General features: G+C 66.2%; 21 protein-coding genes and 3 pseudogenes. 11 read left to right on the top strand and 13 right to left on the bottom strand.

Annotated features, from left to right (window positions below):
- Positions 1–172: 172 nt before the first annotated feature.
- The gene (locus KY499_RS01450) at positions 173–877 is read left to right on the top strand and encodes a DNA alkylation repair protein (protein WP_123256029.1); all 705 of its coding nucleotides are present in this window, start codon (positions 173–175) and stop codon (positions 875–877) included.
- 45 nt (positions 878–922) lie between these two features.
- Here KY499_RS01450 and KY499_RS01445 read toward each other — a convergent pair.
- Both KY499_RS01445 and KY499_RS01440 read right to left on the bottom strand, forming a co-directional pair.
- Positions 923–4,439: pseudogene (locus tag KY499_RS01445) on the bottom strand (DNA polymerase III subunit alpha).
- Positions 4,436–4,759, bottom strand: coding sequence for a DUF6504 family protein (locus tag KY499_RS01440; protein ID WP_123256031.1), 324 nt, complete (start codon positions 4,757–4,759; stop codon positions 4,436–4,438). The pseudogene KY499_RS01445 and the gene KY499_RS01440 overlap by 4 nt, the downstream one beginning before the upstream one ends.
- Positions 4,760–4,950: 191 nt before the next feature.
- Here KY499_RS01440 and KY499_RS01435 point away from each other — a divergent pair, with 191 nt between their 5' ends.
- On the top strand, positions 4,951–5,337 hold the full coding sequence (locus tag KY499_RS01435; protein WP_123256032.1) for a hypothetical protein: 387 nt from the start codon (positions 4,951–4,953) through the stop codon (positions 5,335–5,337).
- A gap of 60 nt (positions 5,338–5,397) precedes the next feature.
- Here KY499_RS01435 and KY499_RS01430 read toward each other — a convergent pair whose 3' ends face one another.
- The 4 genes from KY499_RS01430 to KY499_RS01420 all read right to left on the bottom strand — a co-directional run bounded on the left by KY499_RS01430 (position 5,398) and on the right by KY499_RS01420 (position 7,864).
- Positions 5,398–5,718, bottom strand: a complete 321-nt coding sequence (locus KY499_RS01430; RefSeq protein WP_123256033.1) for a chorismate mutase — start codon at positions 5,716–5,718, stop codon at positions 5,398–5,400.
- A 46-nt stretch (positions 5,719–5,764) separates the two neighbouring features.
- Positions 5,765–6,574 carry a beta-ketoacyl-[acyl-carrier-protein] synthase family protein gene (locus tag KY499_RS01425; protein ID WP_308813066.1) on the bottom strand — a complete coding sequence of 270 codons (810 nt, stop codon included), beginning with the start codon at positions 6,572–6,574 and terminating at the stop codon, positions 5,765–5,767.
- An 8-nt stretch (positions 6,575–6,582) separates the two neighbouring features.
- Positions 6,583–6,996: a beta-ketoacyl synthase N-terminal-like domain-containing protein gene (locus KY499_RS18475; RefSeq protein ID WP_308813065.1), complete on the bottom strand. Its 414-nt coding sequence runs from the start codon at positions 6,994–6,996 to the stop codon at positions 6,583–6,585.
- Between the two features lie 139 nt (positions 6,997–7,135).
- Positions 7,136–7,864, bottom strand: coding sequence for an SOS response-associated peptidase (locus KY499_RS01420; protein WP_258191046.1), 729 nt, complete (start codon positions 7,862–7,864; stop codon positions 7,136–7,138).
- 120 nt (positions 7,865–7,984) lie between these two features.
- Between KY499_RS01420 and KY499_RS01415 the strand changes: the two genes are divergently transcribed.
- From KY499_RS01415 to KY499_RS01405, 3 genes are all read left to right on the top strand, one after another.
- Positions 7,985–8,242 carry a mycoredoxin gene (locus tag KY499_RS01415; RefSeq protein ID WP_123256035.1) on the top strand — a complete coding sequence of 86 codons (258 nt, stop codon included), beginning with the start codon at positions 7,985–7,987 and terminating at the stop codon, positions 8,240–8,242.
- Between the two features lie 135 nt (positions 8,243–8,377).
- The gene (locus KY499_RS01410) at positions 8,378–9,463 is read left to right on the top strand and encodes an S-(hydroxymethyl)mycothiol dehydrogenase (RefSeq protein ID WP_123256036.1); all 1,086 of its coding nucleotides are present in this window, start codon (positions 8,378–8,380) and stop codon (positions 9,461–9,463) included.
- Positions 9,460–10,104 carry an MBL fold metallo-hydrolase gene (locus KY499_RS01405; RefSeq protein ID WP_123256037.1) on the top strand — a complete coding sequence of 215 codons (645 nt, stop codon included), beginning with the start codon at positions 9,460–9,462 and terminating at the stop codon, positions 10,102–10,104. Before KY499_RS01410 ends, KY499_RS01405 begins: the two co-directional genes overlap by 4 nt.
- 204 nt (positions 10,105–10,308) lie before the next feature.
- On the opposite strand, the pseudogene KY499_RS01400 reads toward KY499_RS01405, so the two are convergent.
- Positions 10,309–11,089 (bottom strand): annotated as a pseudogene (locus tag KY499_RS01400) (biotin/lipoate A/B protein ligase family protein).
- Between the two features lie 16 nt (positions 11,090–11,105).
- On the opposite strand from KY499_RS01400, the gene KY499_RS01395 reads away from it, so the two are divergent.
- Complete coding sequence (locus KY499_RS01395) at positions 11,106–11,495, top strand: DUF2177 family protein (protein ID WP_123256039.1); 390 nt, start codon at positions 11,106–11,108, stop codon at positions 11,493–11,495.
- Here the strand turns inward: KY499_RS01395 and KY499_RS01390 are convergent.
- A complete protein-coding gene (locus KY499_RS01390) occupies positions 11,492–12,295 on the bottom strand; it encodes a thioesterase family protein (protein ID WP_123256085.1) in 804 nt (267 codons plus the stop codon). The genes KY499_RS01395 and KY499_RS01390 overlap by 4 nt on opposite strands.
- A 187-nt stretch (positions 12,296–12,482) precedes the next feature.
- Between KY499_RS01390 and KY499_RS01385 the strand changes: the two genes are divergently transcribed.
- The 3 genes from KY499_RS01385 (at position 12,483) to KY499_RS01380 (ending at position 15,898) form a co-directional block, all read left to right on the top strand.
- A complete protein-coding gene (locus KY499_RS01385) occupies positions 12,483–13,187 on the top strand; it encodes an endonuclease/exonuclease/phosphatase family protein (RefSeq protein ID WP_123256040.1) in 705 nt (234 codons plus the stop codon).
- 91 nt (positions 13,188–13,278) lie between these two features.
- A complete protein-coding gene (locus KY499_RS17980) occupies positions 13,279–14,208 on the top strand; it encodes an AMP-binding protein (RefSeq protein ID WP_258190888.1) in 930 nt (309 codons plus the stop codon).
- Positions 14,096–15,898: a phosphopantetheine-binding protein gene (locus tag KY499_RS01380; RefSeq protein WP_258191045.1), complete on the top strand. Its 1,803-nt coding sequence runs from the start codon at positions 14,096–14,098 to the stop codon at positions 15,896–15,898. The genes KY499_RS17980 and KY499_RS01380 overlap by 113 nt, the downstream gene beginning before the upstream one ends.
- Here KY499_RS01380 and KY499_RS01375 read toward each other — a convergent pair.
- Positions 15,838–16,569, bottom strand: coding sequence for an alkaline phosphatase family protein (locus KY499_RS01375; protein ID WP_258190887.1), 732 nt, complete (start codon positions 16,567–16,569; stop codon positions 15,838–15,840). The genes KY499_RS01380 and KY499_RS01375 overlap by 61 nt on opposite strands.
- A gap of 127 nt (positions 16,570–16,696) precedes the next feature.
- Here KY499_RS01375 and KY499_RS01370 point away from each other — a divergent pair.
- Positions 16,697–17,738: pseudogene (locus KY499_RS01370) on the top strand (isopenicillin N synthase family dioxygenase).
- A gap of 22 nt (positions 17,739–17,760) precedes the next feature.
- Here the strand turns inward: KY499_RS01370 and KY499_RS01365 are convergent.
- The 4 genes from KY499_RS01365 to KY499_RS01350 form a co-directional block, all read right to left on the bottom strand.
- On the bottom strand, positions 17,761–18,228 hold the full coding sequence (locus KY499_RS01365) for an SRPBCC family protein (protein ID WP_123256043.1): 468 nt from the start codon (positions 18,226–18,228) through the stop codon (positions 17,761–17,763).
- 85 nt (positions 18,229–18,313) lie between these two features.
- Entirely contained in the window at positions 18,314–18,640 is a 327-nt protein-coding gene (locus KY499_RS01360; RefSeq protein WP_123256044.1) for a YciI family protein, read from the bottom strand.
- 37 nt (positions 18,641–18,677) lie between these two features.
- Complete coding sequence (locus KY499_RS01355; RefSeq protein WP_219886078.1) at positions 18,678–19,655, bottom strand: TIGR03086 family metal-binding protein; 978 nt, start codon at positions 19,653–19,655, stop codon at positions 18,678–18,680.
- On the bottom strand, positions 19,655–19,975 hold the full coding sequence (locus KY499_RS01350) for a helix-turn-helix transcriptional regulator (protein ID WP_123256045.1): 321 nt from the start codon (positions 19,973–19,975) through the stop codon (positions 19,655–19,657). Before KY499_RS01350 ends, KY499_RS01355 begins: the two co-directional genes overlap by 1 nt.
- A gap of 70 nt (positions 19,976–20,045) precedes the next feature.
- Here KY499_RS01350 and KY499_RS01345 point away from each other — a divergent pair, with 70 nt between their 5' ends.
- A complete protein-coding gene (locus KY499_RS01345) occupies positions 20,046–21,740 on the top strand; it encodes a SulP family inorganic anion transporter (protein ID WP_258190886.1) in 1,695 nt (564 codons plus the stop codon).

Raw genomic sequence — 21,740 nt, 5'->3', positions numbered from 1 at the left:
CCGGGCATGTCCCTCCAGTGTTCATCCCGGTTGATGTCGTCGGCCCTCCCGGGGACTGGAGGCGACGCAGTATCCTAGGCACGTTGGAAGGCATTGCACTTGGTTGTATTCGACAGTGAAACGACCAGGGATCGCCTCATGGGGCGCAGCACAGACGTCAGTGAGGTTCTTGATGCTGGAGGAGGCATCAGGTTTCGAAACGATGACAGACGACCCGGAAGCAACCGCAGCAGCCATCGTCAAAGGACTCCATGACGAAGGTGATCCGGTGGTGCGCGCCGAGCTCGGCAGGCGCTATGGCATTCATACCGACCGGGCGGTCGGCATAACAATGGCCAGAATGAAAGCGATCGCCGCGCCGCACCGCCCGAACCATGGCCTTGCCCTCGCGCTGTGGGCCTCAGGTCTCTACGAGGCACGCACGATCGCCGCGCACATTGATGACCCCGAACTTGTCGACGTCGATCAAATGAATGATTGGTGCTCTGACTTCGACAACTGGGCCCTGGTCGATACTGTGTGTTTCACACTGTTCGATAAGGCTCCTGCAGCCTGGTCGATGGTCGAACCCTGGGCGAACAACGACGGCGAATTCACGAAGCGCGCCGGTTTCGCGTTGTTGTGGGCTCTCGCCCTCCACGACAAGAGCGCCGACGACGAGCGCTTCGGGAACGCCCTGGCGCTGATCGATGCGAATGCCAGCGACCCCCGGCATCTGGTGGGGAAAGCGCAAACCATGGCGCTCCGCGCAATCGTGCACAAACGACCAAAGCTACTGACTGAGGTTGACGCGATCGTACGACGACTCGCCGCATCCGACGACGCACCAACTCGACGAGTGGTCCGCCCGATTGCCAGGATGCTGGCCCAACCGTGAAGGTGACCGAGGCCCGAAACTTCGGGCCTTTTGTAGAGCCCGGGGTCAGCCTCCGAACCCGGTGATGGCAAGGTTGCGGCGGATGCCGTCCAGCGGCCCCGGCAGCAACGGACCATGGTGACGTGGCCCACCGGGACCGGGTGCGGCGGACGGTTGCTCCGGGTACGGCAGGGTGCCGGTGCGGCTAAGGTCCCAGGCCATACTGGCACTGATGCTGATCCCCCGGGGTCCGGTCCGGCGGGTGGTGCCCCGGATGAGCAGGAGCCGGGTGCCGAACAGCAGGGGCCCGGCCTGCTCCTGGGCCTCATGGAAGAACACCGAGTCCACGCATCCGGTGCCGTCGTCGACGCTGATGAACACCACCCGGCGGCCTCCCCGCATGGGCGGCGTCTGGGTGGCGACCCGGACCCCGGCCACGAGCACTTCCGTGCCGTTGCGCAGCCCCAGCAGCTTGTCCGCGGTGGTGACGCCGAGCCTGTCCAGCAGGGGACGGTGGCTGGTCATCAGGTGTTCGCTGACGTCCATGGCCATCAGGTCCAGCTCCGCACGGACATTTTCCACCATGCTGGGTGCGGGCAGGACCGCCTTCACGTTTTTCAGCTCGACGTCCCCGAGCGGCAGGGCCAGCTGACCCTCGATCACCTCTGTGCCTTTGCGCGGGGGCCGGTGCTGCAGGTTCTGCAGGTGCTGGACCAGGTCCGCACGACTGCCCTCGCCTCCCGAGGCGCGGTGCAACGAATCAAACGCACCCAACCGTGCCAGCCGCTGGATGCCCGGCCTGCTCAGCCGGGACCGCACCCGCAGATCCGCCAGGGAATCATAGGGCTGGCCTGCCTCGATGCGTTTCAGCTCGGCGCCGGACAACCCGTAGATGCCGTTCAGGCTCAGGCGTATGCCCAGCCTGCCACGGCCCGGGGCCGGCGTCGACCAATTCCACCCGGTACTCGGCCCCGCTCCGGTTGATGTCAAGGGGCAGGATCGGGATTCCCATCCGCCGGGCCTCGGCCACGAGCAGGCGCTTGGGGTACATGCCGGGATCGTGCTCCCACAGCCCGGCCAGGAACGCCTCCGGGTGGTGGGTCTTCAACCATGCCGACTGGTAGGTGGGCACGGCAAAGGCAGCCCCGTGGGCCTTGCAGAATCCGAAGCTGCCAAAAGCCTTCAGCGTGCCCCAGACCTTGTCCACCACCTCCGGAGTGTACTTTCTTGCCCGGGCCTCCTTCCGGAAAAACTCCTCCACTTTCCCTTCCAGTACCCCGTTGCCCAACGCGCGGCGGAACTCGTCGGCCCGCGCCAGCCCGCAGCCGGTCATCACGTCGAAGGTCTTCAGGATCTGCTCGTGGAAGACCGTGACACCGTGGGTCTCCTGCAGCACCGGTTTCAGGTCCGGGTGCGGATAGACCTCGGGGGCAAACCCGTGCCGGTGTTCCAGGAAGGGCCGGACCATGTCGGATTGCATGGGTCCCGGACGGAACAGCGAGATGTCGATGATGAGGTCGTTGAATTCCCGGGGCGCCAGCTTGCCGATCAGTTCGCGCTGGCCCGGGGATTCGATCTGGAAACAGCCCAGGGTGTGCGTGCTGCGGATCAGTTCATAGGTGGGTTCGTCATCGAGCGGGACGGCGTTCAGGTCGATCCGCCCGTCCGCAGCGATGTAGTCCGGCCCGGTCCCGTCCGGCCCGGTTGGATGTGCGCCTGCCGCGACCACCTCGGCCTTGGAGGGGTGGAGCCGGATGACCTCCCGGACGGCGAAAGCCATGGCACTTTGCATCCGGACCCCCAGCACGTCGAGTTTGAGCATGCCCATAGGGTCCATGTCGTGCTTGTCGAACTGGCTCATCGGAAGGCCCAAGCCGCTGGGCTGCACCGGGGTGCGGTCCAGCAGCGTGGCATCGCCCAGGATGACCCCGCACGGATGCATGGAGATGTGGCGTGGCAGCCGGTCGAGCCGTTCGGTCAGGTCCACCAGCAGGTCCAGTTGCTGGTTCCCGGTGAAATCCCGCTGATCCACCCGCCCGGCGAACTCCTTAAGTTCCGGCTTCTCCGCCAGCGCCTCGCGGAAATTCCGGGCAGAAAACCGCCACAGCTGCTTGGCGATCTCCCCAACCTCGCCGTCGTCCAGCCCCAAGGCCATGCCGGCGTCCCGCACGGCACCGCGAGCGCGGTAGCCGTTCTGCATGCTCATCAAGGTGACGCGTTCGGCTCCGAAGCGGGTAAAGATTTTCCGGTAAACATTGTGCCGTTCAGCGCTTTCGACGTCGATATCGATGTCGGGGAGGGTGGCGCGGTCCCGGGAGAGAAAGCGCTCGAAAATAAGGTCATGCTGGAGCGGATTGACCTGGCTGACGCCGATGAGGTAGTTGACCAGGCTGGAGGCACCGGAGCCGCGGGCGGCGGCCCGGACCCCCATGTCCTGGATCATCCGTGAGACCTCGGCGACCGTCAGGAAATAGGAGGCGAAACCCAGGCTGTCGATGATCCGGAGTTCGTGTTCCAGCCGGGCCCGCAGCTGTTCCCGGGCCTTCCCGGTGATTCCGGGGAACCGGGCGCTGATGCCGGCATCGCAGCGCTGGGTGAGTTCCACGAGCGGGTCCCCGGCAATCCCGATTACAGAGGCCTCGGGGACGACGGGCTGTTTCCACCCCATGTCCGTGGCGGGATCCATCCTGCACCGGTCCGCGAGCGCCCCGGTCTGGTCCAGCAGCCGTTTGAGGTCCGCGGCGCCGTACCCTGCGGCGTGAATGATTTCCTGTCCCAGCCGAATCATCTGTGCCGCCGGTTTGAGCCAGCCCTGGCCGTTGGGCTGAAGCAGCGGGGCAGCGGAGAGTTCGGGGAGCGATTTCAGCGCCCGGGCTGAATCCAGGACGTCAGCGGTGGCCGCCCCGTCCTCGGCGACATACCGGACGGCGTTGCTCAGCACCGGAGGGACGTCGTGTTCGGCGGCGAGTTTGAGCATCCGCACGGCCTGGGCCGTGCTGAGCGGTTCACCGGGCGGGCTGAGCTGGGAGACCACTTCGGCGGCGAGGGTCCCCGGCGGCAGGGCTTCCAGCCAGCGTTTGAAGAGGGTACGGGGCCGCAGGTAGCGCCGCCCGCCCATGGCGCGTCCGACGTCCGAGTCGGGGCCAATCAGCACGGTCAGCACCGGCTGCAGGGTTTCCGGGTCCAGGGTGCGTGAGGCCAGTTCGGCCCGGGTAACAGCCACCGGCACGGCTCCACCGGCCTTTCCCGTGGTGCGGGCATGCGCATCGGAGATCAGCCGGCACAGTGCCCGGTACCCGGCACCGCTGGTGTGCCCGTGGGCCAGGACGACGACGCGGCCCCCGACGTCGGTACGGAGGTCGCCGTCGTCGTCCAGGACCGCCAGGTCCACCCCGATGATTGCGTCCAGGCCCGCGGCCATGCAGGCCTTCAGGTGCTTGACTGCCCCGTAGAGTCCGTCACGGTCGGTACAGGCCAGTGCGGTGGCGCCGTCCGCGGCAGCGGCCGCCGCGAGGTCCTCGGGCCAGGAGACGCCGTAGTGGGCGCTGAAGGCGGTGGAAACGTGCAGATGGGTGAAGCTCATGCTCGCCGCCTGGTCTGGACGGCGTCATGGACCCGCAGCAGCCGCCAGCGGCCGCTGCCGACGTGGCGGCTGAGGTCAAGGGTGAGGAGGCCTTCCCCGGCATCCTCGGAAGCACGCACCTGGACACGCCAGATTTCATGGTCCACCAGTCCGGGGCCGCTCCCGAGCGGCGCCCGGGATTCCTCGGCCCACCACTTTCGCCGCTCGAACCAGCGGACCGGTTCCACACAGACGGTGTAGCAGCGGCCGGACCACTCCAGCGTCTCGGGCTGGCCCGCGGGAGAGCAGACGACAGAGACAGACTCGCTGAAAACGCCCATTAAGCCTCCCTGAACAACCCGGCGGCAGGGTTCCCGGACACAGTTGGACGGCGCCCGGGAACGGCCTGCTGGCAGCCAGGCACACAATTTTTATTCGAATATATATTCGAACAGAGTCAGTCTACGCAGGGCGGGGAACAAAACCTAGATCAGGGGTGGACGGACGCGGACACAGGTAGCAGGATTGAGCCATGAGCTCCCATAACGCACTTTTGAACCACGTCAGCGTCGCCGCCAAGGAATCCCATTTGGTGGCGAAATTTAGTATTGACGGCAATATCCCGGGCCAGGGCGCCTACGTGGTGGGTCTGGTTGCGACCACCCCGGACTATTCCCACCAGCGCCGGATGGGGATCGAGTTCATGAACGGCGAGGCCGTGTCCTTTTACTGCTTCAGCCACGACGGCACCGAGGAGAACTTTGACCTCAAGGACGTGGAGCATTCGGGCAACACCATTACCGGCAACTTCCCGCTGAGCACCGTGATGGGCCTAACCAAGGGGCACCTGATGAGCGCGTTCAGCGAAGCGGACGGCCGCGATTTCCAGGCCAACGTTCCGGTTCAGGAGTCCCTGTAGGCAACACAAAGGCGGCCCGCCGTGACGGCCGGCCGCCTGTACAAGCCGGCTGCGGCGGTGTCAGTCGGTGGCGTTGTGGACTTTCAGTTCCAGTTCGATGAATGCCGAGATCATGGCCCGGTAGGTCGTCTCCACAATGTCGGGATCGATGTCTTTTTTCTCCGCGGCGGAGCGTACGTGTTCAATCACGCGCTCGACCCGCCCGGGCGCCCGGACTTCCGCGTCGTCACCCTTCAAGGTGCCTGAAATCCTGATGAGCCGTTCCCGGCGTGCAATCAGTGTGACGATCTGCTCGTCCACCTCGTCAACGGCTACCCGGACAGCGGCGAGCTGTTCCCTGTCGGCCTTGGCGTTTTTCTCAGCTTCGTGGTTCGTGGACATGTCCCTGAGCGTATCCAAGGTTCGGCCCCGTGGTCGATTCGTGCGCTTAGCCGCCCGTAATAACAAGCGACACGCTGTGGCCGCCGAATCCGAAGGCATTGGTCATTCCAGCGCCGGCCGCTGAACAATCGATGGCCGCGCCGATCACGTTGAGGCCGATCTCCGGATCAGGATTCTCGAGGTTGAGGGTTCCCGGGAGCCTTCCGGTGCGGAGCGCCTGGACCGCGACGATGGCGCCCAGTGCCCCGGCGCCGCCGAGCATGTGCCCCGTCATGGACTTCGTGGAGGTGACGGGGACCTGGTCACCGAGCAAAGCCGCGATGGCCCCGGCCTCGAGCCGGTCGCCCAGCGGGGTGGAGGTGGCATGGGCGTGGACGAAGCCGACGTCGGCGCCGGTCAGCGATGCCTGGTCCAGCGCTTTTTGCATCACTCGTTCCTGCATTGCCGGGTCGGCCGCAACAATGTCATGGGCGTCGGAGGTGATTGCCCCGCCGGCGATCCGGCCCAGGATTTCAGCCCGCCGTGCGACGGCAAAGTCCTCCCGTTCCAGCACCAGGATCCCGGCGCCTTCGCCGATCACAAATCCGTTGCGGTCCCGGTCAAAGGGACGGGACACTTTGGCCGGATCCCCGTCAGCGGTGGACAATGCCCGGATTTGGGCGAAGCCGCTGATGGTCAGCTCATTGACGCAGGCGTCCACGCCGCCGGCGATAACGACGTCGGCGGCGCCGCTGCGGATCATCTCAGCTGCCTGGACGATTGCCTCAGCCCCGGACGCACACGCGCTGACCGGAGTCCGCGCACCGCCGCGGGCGCCGACGTCGATCGAGACCCAGGCCGCGGGACCGTTGACCATAATCTGGGTCAGGGTATGCGGTGAAACCCGGCGGGGCCCCCCGCGTTGTCCAGGACACGGGCCTGGGCAAGAGTGGTCCCCAGTCCGCCGTACCCGGAGCCGATGACTACGGCGAGCCGCTCGGGGTCGGCCCCGGGGGTACCGGCCTGGACCCAGGCTTCCCGTGCCGCGATGAGGGCCAACTGGCCGCAGCGGTCCATCCGCCGGAATTCACGCATCGAGAGGTGGTCGGCCGGGTCCGCGGTGACGCGTCCGGCAATACGGACCGGCAGGGTGGCGGCCCATTCGTCCTCGAGGGCAGCAACCCCGGACCGGCCGGCCAGCAGCCCCGCCCACGTCTCGGGCAGCGTTCCGCCTACCGGCGTCATGGCGCCCATGCCGGTAACAACGACTCCGATGGATTCTCCGGTTACAGCAGCCACTCTTTTTCCTCCGACTCAATTCCCCGCGCACCCCCGCGGTGGGAGCATCAGGCGCACGCCGGCAAAAGGGCGCAACCAATCTTACCTTTGGGAAGTATTCGGAGCGGCCAGGTGTCCGGATGCCGGGACCGGCGGTCGGCTAGAAGAGCCCCGCCACGGGAATGAGGAGCTCCGGAGCATTGTTTTTCACATTTCCGACGGCGGTGCCAACGGCGTCGATCGTCCAGGTCTCCGCGACGTCGTGTGCCCCCGCGCGGACAAGGTCCACCAGGGCGGCGGCGTCATCGTCGCGCGGGTCCAGCCAGGCCGCCAGGGTGCTTTGGTCCATGGGGATCGGGACGCGGTCGTGCAGGGCAGTCAATTCGGCGAGTGTGCCGCCGGCATAGCCATCCGGAGGCGCGTCCGTGGTGAGGATCGACGTCGAAAGCAGCCAGCGTTCCGGGTCGCCTTCGGCCTTGGCCGGGTCCTGCCACCACTCGTAGAGTCCGGCGAACACGATGGGACTTCCGTCCCTGGGGTGCACGTAGTAGGGCTGCTTGCTGCGCCCTTCCGTCTTCCACTCGTAGTAGCCGTCCGCCGGGACAGCGCAGCGGCGGGACCGGACCGCTTTCCGGAACGAGGGCTTCTCCAGCACGCTTTCGCTGCGGGCATTGATCATCCGTGGGCCGATACCCGGGTCCTTGGCCCACGACGGCACCAGACCCCAGCGTGCGATGTGCAACTGCCGGGCCACGCTGCCATCAACGAGCCGCTCCAGCAGAATCGGCACATCAGTGGTGGGTGCGACATTCCACGACGGCGGAATTACGATCTCATTTTCCAGCTCTGCATCAAACGCGGCAAGGAGATCTCCGACGGCCCGGGCCATTACGTAGCGTCCACACATGGCACCAGCATGCCATCTGCGGACAACCACCGGGAATAGCGGGCTGCAGGTTACGGTTGTGGAAAGAACAACCAATTACGGACAACACCCTAGGAGATTTTCGTGGACTTCACTCCCGAATCCGGCACCATCACCATGTTCTCAACCACGTGGTGTGGTTACTGCAACCGGCTGAAGAAGCAGCTCGACGCCAAGGGCATCGGCTACAAGGAAATCAACATCGAAGAGGTTGAGGGCACCGCCGAGCTGGTCGAAAAGCTCAATGGCGGCAACCGCACCGTGCCTACCGTGCTGTTCCCCGACGGCACCGCAGCCACCAACCCCTCCGCCGCGGACGTTCAGAGCCGTCTCGCCGCGTGAGAAAAGTGTGCTAGTTTTCTTATACACAACTTCATAGTCTGATCAGGACTCAGTACGGCTGATCAATGATAGCGCGGCCTCCTTTGGGGGCCGCGCCGTCTTATTTTGTCACGATACCCTTTCAAGGAGATTTTTATGGTCCATAAGGTCAAGGGCGCCGTTGTCCGTTCCAAGAACGCCCCCGTCACACTGGAAACCATCCTGGTCCCGGATCCGGGTCCCGGCGAGGCCCTGGTGGACATCATCACCAGCGGAGTCTGCCACACCGACCTGCATTACAAGCTTGGCGCCATCAGTGACGACTTCCCGTTCCTGCTCGGCCACGAGGCCACCGGCGTCGTCAGCGCCGTCGGCCCTGACGTCACCTCGGTGGCCCCCGGTGACCGCGTGGTGCTGAACTGGCGTGCCGTCTGCGGCGAATGCCGGGCCTGCAGTCGCGGCGAGGCGCAATACTGCTTCAACACCCACAACGCCACCCAGAAAATGACACTGGAGGACGGCACCGAGCTCTCCGCCGCGCTCGGCATCGGAGCGTTCACCGAGAAGACCCTCGTCGCCGCCGGCCAGTGCACCAAGGTGGACCCGGACGCCGACGCCGCAGCGATCGGTCTGCTCGGCTGCGGCCTGATGGCCGGCCTGGGTGCCGCCATTAACACCGGCAACGTCAAGCGTGGCGATTCGGTTGCCGTTATTGGCTGCGGCGGAGTCGGCGTGGCGGCCATCGCCGGTGCCGCCCTGGCCGGTGCCACCACCGTGATCGCCGTCGACATCGACGCCAAGAAGCTCGCCCGCGCCAAGGAACTCGGCGCCACCCACACGGTCGATTCCTCCGCAGTGGACGCCGTCGAGGCCATCCGCGAGTTGACCGGCGGTTTCGGCGCAGACGTCGTGATCGACGCCGTCGGCCGTCCAGAGACCTACAAGCAGGCGTTTTATGCCCGCGACCTCGCCGGCACTGTCGTTCTGGTGGGGGTCCCCAGCCCGGAGATGACACTTGAGCTGCCGCTGCTGGATGTCTTCGGCCGCGGCGGGTCACTCAAATCCTCCTGGTACGGCGACTGCCTGCCGTCCCGTGACTTCCCGATGCTGATCGACCTCTACCGGCAGGGCAAGCTGGACCTGGATGCCTTCGTTACCGAACGGATCACGATCGACCAGATCGAAGAAGCCTTCGACAAGATGCACGCCGGAGCTGTGCTGCGCTCGGTGGTGGAACTGTGATCGGCGGCGCTGGCAGCGTCCGGATTGACCAGCTGGTCACTTCCGGGACGTTCTCGCTCGACGGCGGAACCTGGGACGTAGACAACAACGTCTGGATCGTCGGCAATGACGAGGAATGCATTGTCATCGATCCGGCCCACGACCCGGCTGCTATCGCGGCCGCCGTCGCCGGCCGGAAGGTCACGGCGGTCCTGCTCACCCACGGCCACGATGACCACATCGGCGCCGTCGGCGAGGTACGCGGCCTGCTGGGCGCCCCGGTCCATCTGAACCGGGACGACTGGATGCTGTGGGAGCGGGTGTTCCCCGGTACCGAACCGGACCACGCCATCGCGGATGGGGATACCTTCGACGTCGCCGGGGCACGGCTCGTGGCTCTGCACACGCCGGGGCACTCCCCCGGTTCCACCTGCTTCTACCTGGAAAGTGAAGGTACCGTCTTCGCCGGCGACACCCTGTTCCAGGGCGGCCCGGGAGCCACCGGCCGGTCCTTCAGCGACTTCCCCACCATCATCGAATCGATCAGCAGCCGGCTGCTGACGCTCCCGGCGGACACCGTGGTGCGGACCGGTCATGGTGATTCGACAACGGTCGGGGCCGAGGCGCCGCAACTGCAGGAATGGATCGCCCGGGGGCACTGATCCCGGACCGGCTCAGGTGATGCACCAGGGCGTCCAGTGGTACACCAACGCCGGGAAAGGCCCCGTCCGGAAACCCTGAACTGCTCCCCGAACGTTGGACTGAGAAATCAGTTCTGACTCTCGGGGAGCAGTTCACCCGGGCGGGGCTTTTCCTGTCGTTAATCAGGCGCCAGCGACGGCGGCCGTCCGCGGCGCACGGCTGGCTCAGGGCCGGCTGGCGGTTGGGTTGACCAGACCTTGGCTTCGCAGGCTCGCGAAGTCCGCGGAGCTGAGCCGGGCGTACCGGGCGTAGATCTCGAGCACGGACGCTTCAATGGTGGCCACGTCCAGGTGCGGGACGAGGTCGTTGACCGCCCCGGCCGTCGCCGGATCCCAGTCCAGGCCCAGTGCGGCGTAGCTGGCTTCGAGTACGGCGCGGATCGGCGCGGAGTTTTCCACCACAATGACCGAACTGAAGAGCCAGCCGCCGGACACAACGCGCTGGGCAGTGCCGATCAACTTGATCCGGCGCTCCGGATCCAGTGGGTCCTTGCCGTGCACACTGAATTCCCCGGGGCAGTACTCGCCGGGAATCTCCCCCACGGCAGCGTCGACACCGGCGTTCCGGAGTGCCTCGGCCAGGAGTTCGCCGAAGAAGGAGAACCGTCCTTTGGCTCCTGCGATTGCGTCGGTGCTGGGTTCGAGGTGGTCGACGACGAGTGTTCCCTCATGATAGGCCGCGGCCCGGCCGCCGGCCTTGCGGACCAGCGGCTCGAAGCCCAGGCCGCGGCAGGCCTGCGCCGCAGCGTCGAAGCCGGGCAGGTTGGCGTCGCGTTGCCCGAAGGCCACAGTGGGTGCTGGACGGTACAGCCGCAGCATGGGCCCGGCCCTGTCCGGTCTTGACCTTGTGCAGCAGTTCGATCGCGAAGTCAAGATCGCCGGCGGCGCCGAGGGACTGCTCCTGCCGGGCCACCGTCAGCGTCTTCGTCGCGGCTGCGTGCTGCATATTGTTATGCTCCCTTATGGTTATTTTGCAGTTTCTCGTCGTCGCCGCAGCGTTCGCAGTTATCGATTCGATCTGGCTAACGACAATGAGCGGTTTCTACCGCAGCAATCTGGGCCATCTCATGGCGGACAAGCCCAATCTAGGCTACGCCGTTGTGTTCTATGCGATCTACATCGCCGGGATCGTCTTCTTCGCCCTGCGTCCGTCCCTCGACGGCGGCAGCTGGCTGTCAGCCCTCGGCTACGGAGCCGCGCTGGGAGCCTTTGCCTACGCCACCTATGACTTGACCAACGCCGCGACCCTGCGGAACTGGCCGCTGACCATCATTATTGTCGACATCCTGTGGGGAGCCGCGCTGACCGGCCTGGCGACAGTCGCCGGCTGGCTCGTGTTTCACCGGAATTAGCTCCGGCGCAGGGTCAGGATCTGCTCGGCCCGGCCGAACGGGCCGGCGAGGTCGTGCAGCACCGTTGAGGTGAGCCCGATGCCGTCGGCACCGAAAGAAACCTCATTGTTCAGGCCCAGCCACTCCCCCTCCGGACGCCGGTACATATGGATCTGCAGGTCCAGGTTGGGGAAGGCGTAGCTGCCCTTGCCCGGCGGGACGCGGGCCGCAATTCCGTTGGCGGTATCGACGAGACCGATCAGTCGGGCCAGGTCACCGCTGTCCGCGCGGTCCGTCAGCGCATAGTCCGTCCGCAGCCAGACTGTGCCCGAGCCGGCCCGGTGGCCCTCGGCGATGCGCATCTGCAGCGAGGCGATGTACCCGCCGGGCCAGATGACGGCGGCGTCGTAGGGTTTGCAGTCCTCCGGCGCGGGGATCCGGGGGTCTTCGACGGCGGCGATCGCGGAGGTGTCCGACACGATCATCCGCCAGGCCGTGGCGCGGATCGCGACGCGGCCGCCGGCCACGAGCTCGGCCTGGAGCAGCTCAATGGTCCGGCCCGGCCGAAGCGTGCTGGTGACGACAGTAAATTCCCCGCCGGGGATGAGCCCCAGGATTTCATAGCTCAAACGCGCCATCCGCATGTCGTCCCGCGGCTCATGCCGGGCGAGGCAGTCAGCCATGATGCCGGAGGCGGGAGCCATATGCTGCTCATGCTCGTTCCAGGCACCCTGGGCGTGGACGGTCGAACGGAACCGCCCCTGCCCCAGCACTTCGTAGTAGAAATCGCCCTCGGCCAAAACCGGTAGTTCAGCAGTCAACGTCGACCCTTTCGCAGCGTCCATCGGTGTATCCCGCTTCACCCTACCGCCCGCCTGTCCTGTGGCAGGTACAGGATCAGGCCGGACACAGGCGTGACGCACGTCTACGTATTCAGTCCGTCACGGGCCCGACTGGGTACACTCGGACACAGGTTCCACCACTATCCGCCGAAGAGGTGCTCTCCTGATCCGAGTCATTAGCTACAACCTCCGCAAGCACAAAGCCAGTGGTGAGCTGGTTGACCTGGCACGGGATTTCAACATCGATGCGTTGTGCCTGCAGGAGTGCGATACCGCGGACCTGCCGGAGACCATTGGTGACCTGCACTTGGCCGATTCCACGAAGGGGAACCGGCTGGGCCTGGCCATCTACTACCGCCAGACGCGCTTCACCGCCTTCGACACCAAGACGTTCGCGCTGAAGAAGTCACTGCACGACCGCGTCCTGGCCCCGGCGCATGAGCGGCTCATCGGCACGCACGTCATCGACAACGAGACGGACCACGGCCTCGTGATCGCGTCCTTCCACGCCGCACCTCTAACGGCATCGAATTCGCTGAGGCGCAACCAGATCCATGCCGCCCACGCCGAGCTGCTGAGCATGGGCGGCGGCCTCATGTCGCTGATGGTCGGTGACTTCAATTATCCGTTCTTCACCAAGTCGCTCACCGCGCAAATGAAGGACGCCGGCTACGACCTCTCGCTCAGCGACCGCCGGACCTACACCCGGTACAAAGTCTTTAAGGGCCATTTTGACTTTGCCACGTCCCAGGGACTGGTGATCGACAGTGTGGAGACGCTGCCGCGCGGTGCGTCGGACCATCTGCCCATCCTGGTTTCCGCCGAATACGGGCTCGCCGCAGAGAACGGCGCCGGGCCGTACGACGGCTGAGCGGGCGTTGCTGCCCTGGGGCGGACCTGGCCGTAACGTTCGATGCAAGCCGTTTTTACTTAGGTAAGCCTTATCTAATATCATCGTCCGGGTGACCATTCAGCTTGACCTCGCCCGGGTCCCTTTTGCCGCCGACCTCGCGCGCTACGGAGACTCCCCCGCTATCCTCACCCGCTCTGGCATCCTTTCGTACCAGGAACTCGCCGACCGTGTTACTGCGCTGGCCCGGCGGCTGGGGCCGGTCCGCCGGCTCGTTGCCCTGGCCGCCGCCAATGACGTCGACTCTCTCGTCGCCTATCTTGCCGCCCTCGAATCCGGACACCCGCTGATCGTCGTCCCTGCGGATAAGCCCTCCGCACTTGACGCGGTTTTGTCCGTCTACGACCCCGACGTCGTCCTCCGCTCCCGTGCCGGGGCGGCCGGGTTCGACGAACGGCGCCCCGGCACCGCGCATGAGCTGCATCCGGATCTCGCGCTGCTGCTAAGCACGTCCGGCTCCACCGGCTCCCCTAAACTCGTGCGCCTCTCACATGCCAATGTGCAGTCCAACGCCGAGGCCATCGCCGACTACCTCGGCATAGGTCCCGGAGACCGGGCGGCGACGACACTGCCGATGTCCTACTCCTACGGATTGTCGGTCATCAACAGCCATCTGCTCCGCGGCGCAGGGCTGGTCCTCACCGAACACTCCGTTGTGGATCCCTGTTTCTGGGACCTGTTCCGCAGCGCGGGAGCAACCTCGTTCGCGGCGGTCCCCTACACCTTCGAGCTGCTGGAACGGGTGGGGTTTGCCGGTATGGACCTGCCCAGACTCCGCTACGTCACCCAGGCCGGGGGCCGGCTGGATCCGGACACGGTGCACAGTTTCGCCGAGCTGGGGCCGCCGCCGAGGCTGGAACCTTTTCGTGATGTACGGCGCCACGGAGGCGACCGCCCGGATGGCCTACCTCCCGCCGGACCTGGCGACCACAGTGCCCCAGACCATCGGTATCCCGGTGCCTGGCGGGTCCTTCCGGATTGATCCCGTGCCGGGGCTGGAGCACGGGGAGCTCGTATATACCGGTCCGAACGTGATGCTCGGCTACGCGGAAGACGCCGGAGACCTGGCCGCGGGCCGCACCATCGGGGAGTTGCGCACCGGTGATCTTGCCCGGCTGCACCCGGCCGGGGTCTACGAGATCGTGGGGCGCAGAAGCCGGTTCGTCAAGATCGTCGGCCTGCGCGTCGATCTGGGCCGGATCGAGCAAATCCTTGCGGACCTGGGGGCGCAGTCTGCGTGCGCCGGAAACGACGCGGGCCTGGTCGTCGCGGTCGAAGGCGACCACGACACGGCCCTTCTGGGCAAGGTCCTGGCCCAGGACGCGGGGCTGCCCCGGGCGTCCGTCGCCCTGCACGCCGTCGACTCACTGCCACGATTGTCCACCGGCAAGATCGACTACCCCGCGGTTCTTGCCCTGGGGTTGCCGGCCAGCACCCGGCCGGCGCCGGTCCGCGGCGCCGGCACAGCTGGCCCCGTAAGCGTCAGGACCATCTTCGCCGAGACCCTGGAGTGCCCGGACATTGGCGACGACGACACGTTCGTCAGCCTCGGCGGCGACTCACTCTCCTACGTCGCCGCCTCGGTCCGGCTGGAACAGGCGCTCGGTCACCTCCCGGCCAACTGGCATGTCACCCCGGTCAAGGATCTGCAGCCGCACCGACGCGCCTCCCGCACCCGGCGGCTTTTCGCGCCGATCGAAACCAGCATCGTGCTGCGTGCCGCCGCCATTGTCTGCATCATCAGCACGCACGTGGGCCTCTTCCACTGGCAGGGCACGGCCCACGTCCTGATGGCGGTCGCCGGGTACAACTTCGCGCGCTTTCAGGTCTCCGGTGAGCGGTCCGTCCGGCTGCGCCGCCAGCTTTCAAGCGTGGCCAGGATCGTGGTGCCAAGCGTGGCGTTCATCGCCGTCGCCTATCTGGTCACCGACCACTACAGTCCTGCGAACATCCTGCTGCTCAACGCTGTCCTCGGCCCCGAGGAGGTGACCACGCAGTGGCATTTCTGGTTTGTGGAGGTGCTGGTCTATCTTCTGGTGGCAGTGACGGCCCTCCTCGCCATCCCATGGGCTGACCTGGCGGAGAGACGCTACCCCCTGCTCTTTCCACTGGCGCTCACCGGCGCCGGGCTCCTCACACGCTTCGAAGTGCTCGACCCGGGGGTTCCGCACACGGCGCCGGTTCTCTGGATTTTTGCCCTGGGCTGGGCGATTGCCCAGGCCCGGACCGCGTATCAGCGCTGCGCACTGTCAATAGTCGCGGTCCTGACGGTCCCCGGCTACTTCCAAGACGTGCCCCGGGAGTGGACTCTTCTCCTCGGGATCCTGCTGCTGATCTGGGTCCCGGTCCTGCCGGTCCCCGCTGGACTGCGACGGCTCACCGCTGTTCTGGCCAGTTCGTCCCTTTTTGCGTATCTGGTCCACTGGCTGGTCTACCCCCCGCTGGCCGGGATGAGCCCTGCGCTGGCCGTCGCAGCGTCTCTGGCAGCCGGTGCCGCGTATTGGGCCCTGACCATGCGTGCGACCGCCGCTTTGGGGCGCCGGAAGTTCCGAATAGGGCGGCGCAGAAGCCCCGAAGCGGCTGACCGGGCCGTCCGGGGCCTGATCCCGGGCTACGGGGTCCCGTTGAAAACGTCCGGCCCGAAGCTATCCAGTCCCGCGGCCCCGGCATAGCCGAGGCGGGGCAGGGAGAAGCTGTCCTCGATCGTGGCGAGCAGGCTGTAGTGGTTGTAGAGCTTCTCGGACGTCGTCCCTCCTGCCGTCAGGGGCGACAGGACCAGTGCCCCGACCCGTCCCCCGTCCGTGCCGCCGGGACGGCCGTCAACGCATGGGCTGTCGTGCCCGTCGTTGCAGAGGTTCGATGTGATGTAGGCGGGGTTAGGCGTTGAACTGACGGACCGCAGATCACCCGCGAGGCTGCTGAAGTCGAGCACGTTGTGCCGGCAGTCCCGGGAGGAGGTGATCTCCTCGAAGTACACAAAAGGGTTGTGCCGGGTCGCGTACTGGTCCCCGGCCCTGGCACCCTGGTGGTCGTCCTTGGCACCGGGTTCAGGATGCTGGCACGGGGTCTGCATGTCTTCCATGTAGCCCTTCCAGGTCTTGCCGGCGGCACTGAGCTGGCCGGCGACGGTGGGAATTGACGCCGGGTAGACGCAACCGGCTCCCTGCACCTGCCCCGGGGTCACCGTTCCTGTCACGGTGAACGGGGCGAGCACCGCTGCCATCAGCAGCCACGTCCGCCTGCGCGTGGTTTTCAGTCTCGGTTGGTGTGTGGCCTTCCAGATCATCGGTTTCGGCTTCCGCTCGGGACCGGACATGTCCGGCCAGTTGAGAGTCTGTGGCACTGGTGGTTGCACTGTGCCAGCCGCAGTTACGGATTGCCCGTGAAGTCCCTCCGCTTTGGCTGTGGATTCCCGGCACCGTCAGCCGCGGGTGGTTCTGCGCTGACGCGGGTGGTGGTACCTTGCACTCATGGGCGCGTCAGCGGATTCAATTCCTGTCCTGGACCTCGGTGCTGCGAGAACCGGGAAGGGGAATTTCGACCCGGAGTTTATCACCGCGCTGCGCGACGCGGCGCACCGGGTGGGCTTCTTCCAGCTCACCGGTTACGGCGCACCGCCGGAACAGGTGCGGGAGCTTTTCCGTGTGACCCGTCAGTTCTTTGATCTGCCGTTGCCGCGCCGGCTGGAACTGGACAACCGTACGTCCCCGCACTTCCGCGGGTATACCCGGCTGGGACACGAAATCACCCAGGGGCGGCCGGATGCCCGTGAACAACTGGACTTTGGGCCGGAACGTCCCGCAGTCACTGATTATCCGCCCGATCAGTCGTACTGGCTGGTACAGGGACCCAACCTGTGGCCGGAAGCGTCGTTGCCGGAGCTCCGCACCGTGTGCATGGCGTGGGCGGATCTTATGGCCCGGGTCGGGGCTGAGCTACTCGGGGCCATCGCCGTGTCGCTGGACCTGCCCGAGGACCATTTCAGCGCAGCATTCGAGGAATCGCCGGCTTGGATGGCGAAACTCACCCACTATGTCGGCGGGGTCGTCAAGGAGGCAGGGGACCAGGGCGTCGGCGCCCACGCCGACTACGGATTTGTCACCCTGCTGCTCCAGGACCAGGTCGGCGGTCTCCAGGTCCTGCCGCCGGGTAGTGACGCCTGGATTGGGGTGGAGCCCGTTTTCGGGGCACTCGTGGTTAACCTGGGGGAAATGCTGGAGGTCGCCACGCAGGGCTACCTCGCCGCCACGGTACACCGGGTCGAGGCGCCGCCACCGGGAGTCGACCGATATACCATCCCGTTCTTCTGGTCGCCGCGGCTCGACGCCGTGATCGAACCTGTACAGCTTCCGCCGGCGTTGGCGGCCCAGGCCCCGGGGACTCACCGATGATCCGGCCAATCCGATGCTGGCGTCCTATGGCGCCAACGTGCTCAAGGGCTGGATCCGGGCTCACCCGGAGGTGGCCCGGATCCATCATCCTGAACTGGTGAGGGCACCCGGCCCGTCCTGAACGGCGGCAGCCCGCCCGGCGCTCAGGGCTTGGGCCGAGCGACGGCGGCAGCGAGCGACGCGAGGCCCTTTTCGAAATCCCCGCCGACCATCTTGTCCATGTTCATAAACAGGGCGAAAACCTTGCCGATGCCCTTGTTCTCCCCGGTCATGGTCCACGTTACGTCTGTCCCGTTGGCGGACGGCGTAAACGTGAAGGTTGTCGGATTGACCGCTTTGAACGGCTTGGTGAATTCAAGGGCGATGTTGATGCTGCGGGGCTCGTCGGTGTCGACGATCTCCATGGTGCCGGAGCCGGCCTTGCGGTTGCCGCTCCAGGCGTACTTGGCGCCGACACCGGCGGCGCTGCCCGCGTAGCTGCGCTTCATTGCCGGATCCGCTGCCTCCCAAGGCGACCATTTTGTCCATTCGTGGAAGTTGTTGACGAGCGGGAAGATGTCCTCGGCCGGAGCCGGGATGAGAGCATTGCGGGTTACTTCAAAAGTAGACATGAAGCCATCCTAGGTGTGGGCCGGTCCGGGCGGGCGCCGGACAGGCCTGTGGTTCAGCAGTGGTAGTGATGCGTCGGCCGTGGAGTTACATCTCAGCGAGTTCGAAGATTTCCACCGCGTATGTTCCGTTGGCGTCGGCAAGGAACGGATGCCCGTCGGCGAGCGCCGTAGCGGCCTCGAGGCTGTCAGCCTGAACGATCGTGTAGCCGTTGAGGTCGGAGGCCTCCGTCCCCGATCCGTCGTCGCTGATTGCCGTGCGCGCGGGGGCGAAGGGTGCTCCGGCGTCGACCAGCGCTGGACCCACCTTCTCCATCCACGCACCCCAGGCGGCTATCTGCGCCGCCGACTGCTCCTCGGTGAACTGATCCATCGGAGTGGCCGGTCCTTTGTAGAGGAAGATGAACTTGCTCATGGCATGTCCTTTCGTTGGGTGTTATCTCCGGACCTCATCAGATGCCGGCGACTTCACGCCCGGTGAACCCGATGAGCCGTTCCAGGCTGGCAGCCGACTCGTCCACCAGGACCTCGGCGGCGAAGGCGGTGCCGCGGGCCTGAGGGCCGATGGTGACCCGGGCCAGGCCCAGGACGTAGTCGGTCAGGACGGGAGAGACCACCAGCTTCTGTCCGGTGGCGGTCGCCAGGTCCCAGGCGTGGACGAGCAGCTCCAGATTCAGGATGCCGGCGACCAGGGTGGCCGGCAGCTCGGCGAAGCCCATGTCCAGGCTGCCCTCCGTGCCGCGGGCACGGAAGGCCTCCAGCGTGTCCCGGGCGGCATCGGCGATCCGGACCTCCGGCGTCGCGGCCGGGTGGTCGGCGACGGCGACTCCCAGCGCCACGCCGATGGACGCGATCGAGCCGTGCAGATGGTCCAGCAGCCCGGCTACCGTAAAGTCCTCGCAGGGCGTCGGCGAGGCAAGATCGGATTCGCTGACGCCGCGCAGGACGCGCTGGGCGACGGCCAGGGCGGCTTCGGCGCTGCCCAGTTCGTCCATTGGGTCCGGAGCGGCCGACCATTCGTCCGGTCCGGCGTCGCCGCTGCCTGCCAGCAGGACGAGCCGGTCCAGGAAATGGTTCCAGCCGGCGGCGTGCGCCGTTTCCTGTTCCCCGGTCAGGCCCTCGTGGATCAGTTGGACCGTGGTTCCGCCGTCGACGGCCTCCAGGTTTACGGTCACGGTGGAGGCGCCCGGCGGCAGATCGCCGCTGCCTTCCCAGCCCCACGTGTACACAACCCGCTTGCCGGGCTCGATTTCCTGAAAGATCCCCATAGCGACGTGGCCGGGGGTGATCGTCCACCGGTACTCCCCGCCGAGGCGCAGGTCCACGCGCGCCGCGATGGTTTTCCACCGGCGGAGCCGCTCGGGTTCGGTGATCAGTGCGAACGCCGTGTCCGGATCTACCGGGAGGAAGACGGTTTTGTTGAATGACATCAGATTTCCCCTTGGGATGTGGGCGGGTGGAGCCGGCCGGCATCAGCTATGAGCAGGTCCAGTTCGGAAGTCCAGAATGCATCGAATTGATCACGCAGCAGGGCCATCCCTGCCGGGTTGAGCCGGTAGTACCTGTTCCTGCCTTCTTTCCTGGCCGCGACGAGTCCCACTTCGGACAACAGCAGCAGGTGTTGGGAGATGGCTGAACGACTGACCGGGAATTGGCCGGACAGTTCCGTGACCGTCCTCTCCCCTGCCGCCAGAAGGCGAAGCAGCGCGCGCCTGTTCGGTTCCGTGGCAACTTCGAGAAGATCAGGCACACTAAATATGTTAGGCAACACTAACGCATTTTGCAAGGTTTCATCCGCCGATCGGGACTACGCTGGCACGGTGCGAGGGAACTGGATCCGGTCCGGACCGCCGGGCGCCCGGCTGCTCGCCGGGTACCAGCGCCCGTGGCTGAAATCTGATCTAGCCGCCGGCGCGGCACTGAGTGCCGTCCTCATCCCGGCCGGAATGGCATATGCGGAGGCGTCAGGCCTGCCGGCCGTGACGGGACTGTATGCCTCGGTCGTTCCGTTGCTGGCCTACGCCGTCTTTGGTCCCTCCCGGGTTCTGATCGTGGGTCCGGACTCAGCTCTGGCGCCGATGATTGCCGCCGCGATAGTGCCGCTGGCGGCCGGGAATTCCAACCGCGCTGTGGCGCTCGCCGGGGTACTCGCTCTGATGATCGGGGTGATCCTCCTGGCAGGCCGCGTCTTCCGGCTGGGCTTTGTCACCGGCCTGCTGTCCAAACCGATCCGTGTCGGCTATCTCAACGGCATCGCAGTCACCGTCATCCTCAGCCAGTTGCCCAAGTTCCTCGGCATTCCGTCCCCGGGCGGCACGCTGGTTGAGAACGCAGCGGGTACGCTCCGTGCCGTCCTGCAGGCCGAAGTCAATCCGCTGGCCGTGCTGTTCGGGACGGGGACGGCGGCCTTGATTGCCGGGGCACGTTTCCTGCCGTGGAAGCTGCCCGGGGTGCTCGTGGCCGTTGTGGCAGCCACCGCGGGTGCCGCCGTACTGGATCTGACGGCGGCCCTCCCCATGGTGGGTGCGCTGCCGGGCGGCCTGCCGGGCCCGGCCCTCGGCGGCGTCACCCTGGATGAGGTGTACTGGCTTCTCGGACCCGCTGCCGGCATCGCGCTGATTGCCTTCGCCGACACCTCGGTGCTGTCCCGGAGCCTCGCCGCCCGGGACAGCGTCACGGTGGACGGGAATGGGGAGATGGGGGCGTTGGGGGTGGTGAATGTGGCCAGCGGCCTGTTTGGCGGCTTCCCGGTCTCCGGCAGTACCTCCCGCACTCCGGTTGCACTTGCAGCGGGCGCTAAGAGCCCGCTGAGCGGGGTGATCGCCGCGGCGCTCGTGGTGCTCTTTATGCTCGTCCTGCCCGGGGTGACGGCGTACCTGCCTTCCAGCACGCTGGCCGTGGTGGTGATGGTGGCGGCGTCGTCGGTCATCGATTGGCGGACCCTGGTCCGGCTGTTCAGGATGAGCCGGGTGGAGGCCGCACTGCTCGTGGCCACGTTCCTCGGAGTGGCCTTCGCCGGCGTCCTGGAGGGCGTGATGGTGGCGATCGGGCTGTCGCTGGTGGCCTTTATCCGCCGGGCCTGGGACCCCTACCGCACCGAGCTGGCCAGCGTGGAAGACGGCCCCGGATTCCACGACGTGAACCGGCACCCCGAGGGCCAGCGGATCACCGGGCTCGTGATTGCGCGCTTCGACGCACCGCTCTTCTTCGCCAACGGCGCCGTCTTTACCGAGCACATCCGCACACTGGTCGCCCATGCGCCCGGCCCGGTCCGCTGCGTGATCGTCGCCTCCGAGGCGATCACGGACCTTGACACCACCGCACTGGATGACCTGGTGGAACTCGACGACGAACTGGACCGGCTCGGGATCAGCCTGGTGTTCGCCGAAATGAAGGGACCGGTTAAGGACCGGCTGATCCGCTTCGGCGTCAGCAGCCGGTTCGGCCCGGGTCACTTCTTCCCCACGGTCAGCAACGCCGTCCGGAGCTACAAACGCGACTACGACATCCCCTAG

Origin of the sequence: Arthrobacter sp. PAMC25284 (genome assembly GCF_019443425.1) — a bacterium.
GTDB lineage: Bacteria > Actinomycetota > Actinomycetes > Actinomycetales > Micrococcaceae > Arthrobacter > Arthrobacter oryzae_A.
Note: the sequence above shows the minus strand (reverse complement) of the source record. Positions and strands in the feature narration are given on the sequence as shown.

What these genes read in the sequence shown, in the direction of transcription:
- KY499_RS01360 (WP_123256044.1), bottom strand. Translation starts at nt 18,640, where the DNA reads ATGAGCAAGTTCATCTTCCTCTACAAAGGACCGGCCACTCCGATGGAT.
- KY499_RS01425 (WP_308813066.1), bottom strand. Translation starts at nt 6,574, where the DNA reads ATGGTCAACGGTCCCGCGGCCTGGGTCTCGATCGACGTCGGCGCCCGC.
- KY499_RS01380 (WP_258191045.1), top strand. Translation starts at nt 14,096, where the DNA reads ATGTACGGCGCCACGGAGGCGACCGCCCGGATGGCCTACCTCCCGCCG.
- KY499_RS01435 (WP_123256032.1), top strand. Translation starts at nt 4,951, where the DNA reads ATGAGCTCCCATAACGCACTTTTGAACCACGTCAGCGTCGCCGCCAAG.
- KY499_RS01450 (WP_123256029.1), top strand. Translation starts at nt 173, where the DNA reads ATGCTGGAGGAGGCATCAGGTTTCGAAACGATGACAGACGACCCGGAA.
- KY499_RS01420 (WP_258191046.1), bottom strand. Translation starts at nt 7,864, where the DNA reads ATGGCCCGGGCCGTCGGAGATCTCCTTGCCGCGTTTGATGCAGAGCTG.
- KY499_RS01430 (WP_123256033.1), bottom strand. Translation starts at nt 5,718, where the DNA reads ATGTCCACGAACCACGAAGCTGAGAAAAACGCCAAGGCCGACAGGGAA.
- KY499_RS01440 (WP_123256031.1), bottom strand. Translation starts at nt 4,759, where the DNA reads ATGGGCGTTTTCAGCGAGTCTGTCTCTGTCGTCTGCTCTCCCGCGGGC.
- KY499_RS01365 (WP_123256043.1), bottom strand. Translation starts at nt 18,228, where the DNA reads ATGTCTACTTTTGAAGTAACCCGCAATGCTCTCATCCCGGCTCCGGCC.
- KY499_RS01355 (WP_219886078.1), bottom strand. Translation starts at nt 19,655, where the DNA reads ATGTCATTCAACAAAACCGTCTTCCTCCCGGTAGATCCGGACACGGCG.
- KY499_RS01410 (WP_123256036.1), top strand. Translation starts at nt 8,378, where the DNA reads ATGGTCCATAAGGTCAAGGGCGCCGTTGTCCGTTCCAAGAACGCCCCC.
- KY499_RS01395 (WP_123256039.1), top strand. Translation starts at nt 11,106, where the DNA reads ATGGTTATTTTGCAGTTTCTCGTCGTCGCCGCAGCGTTCGCAGTTATC.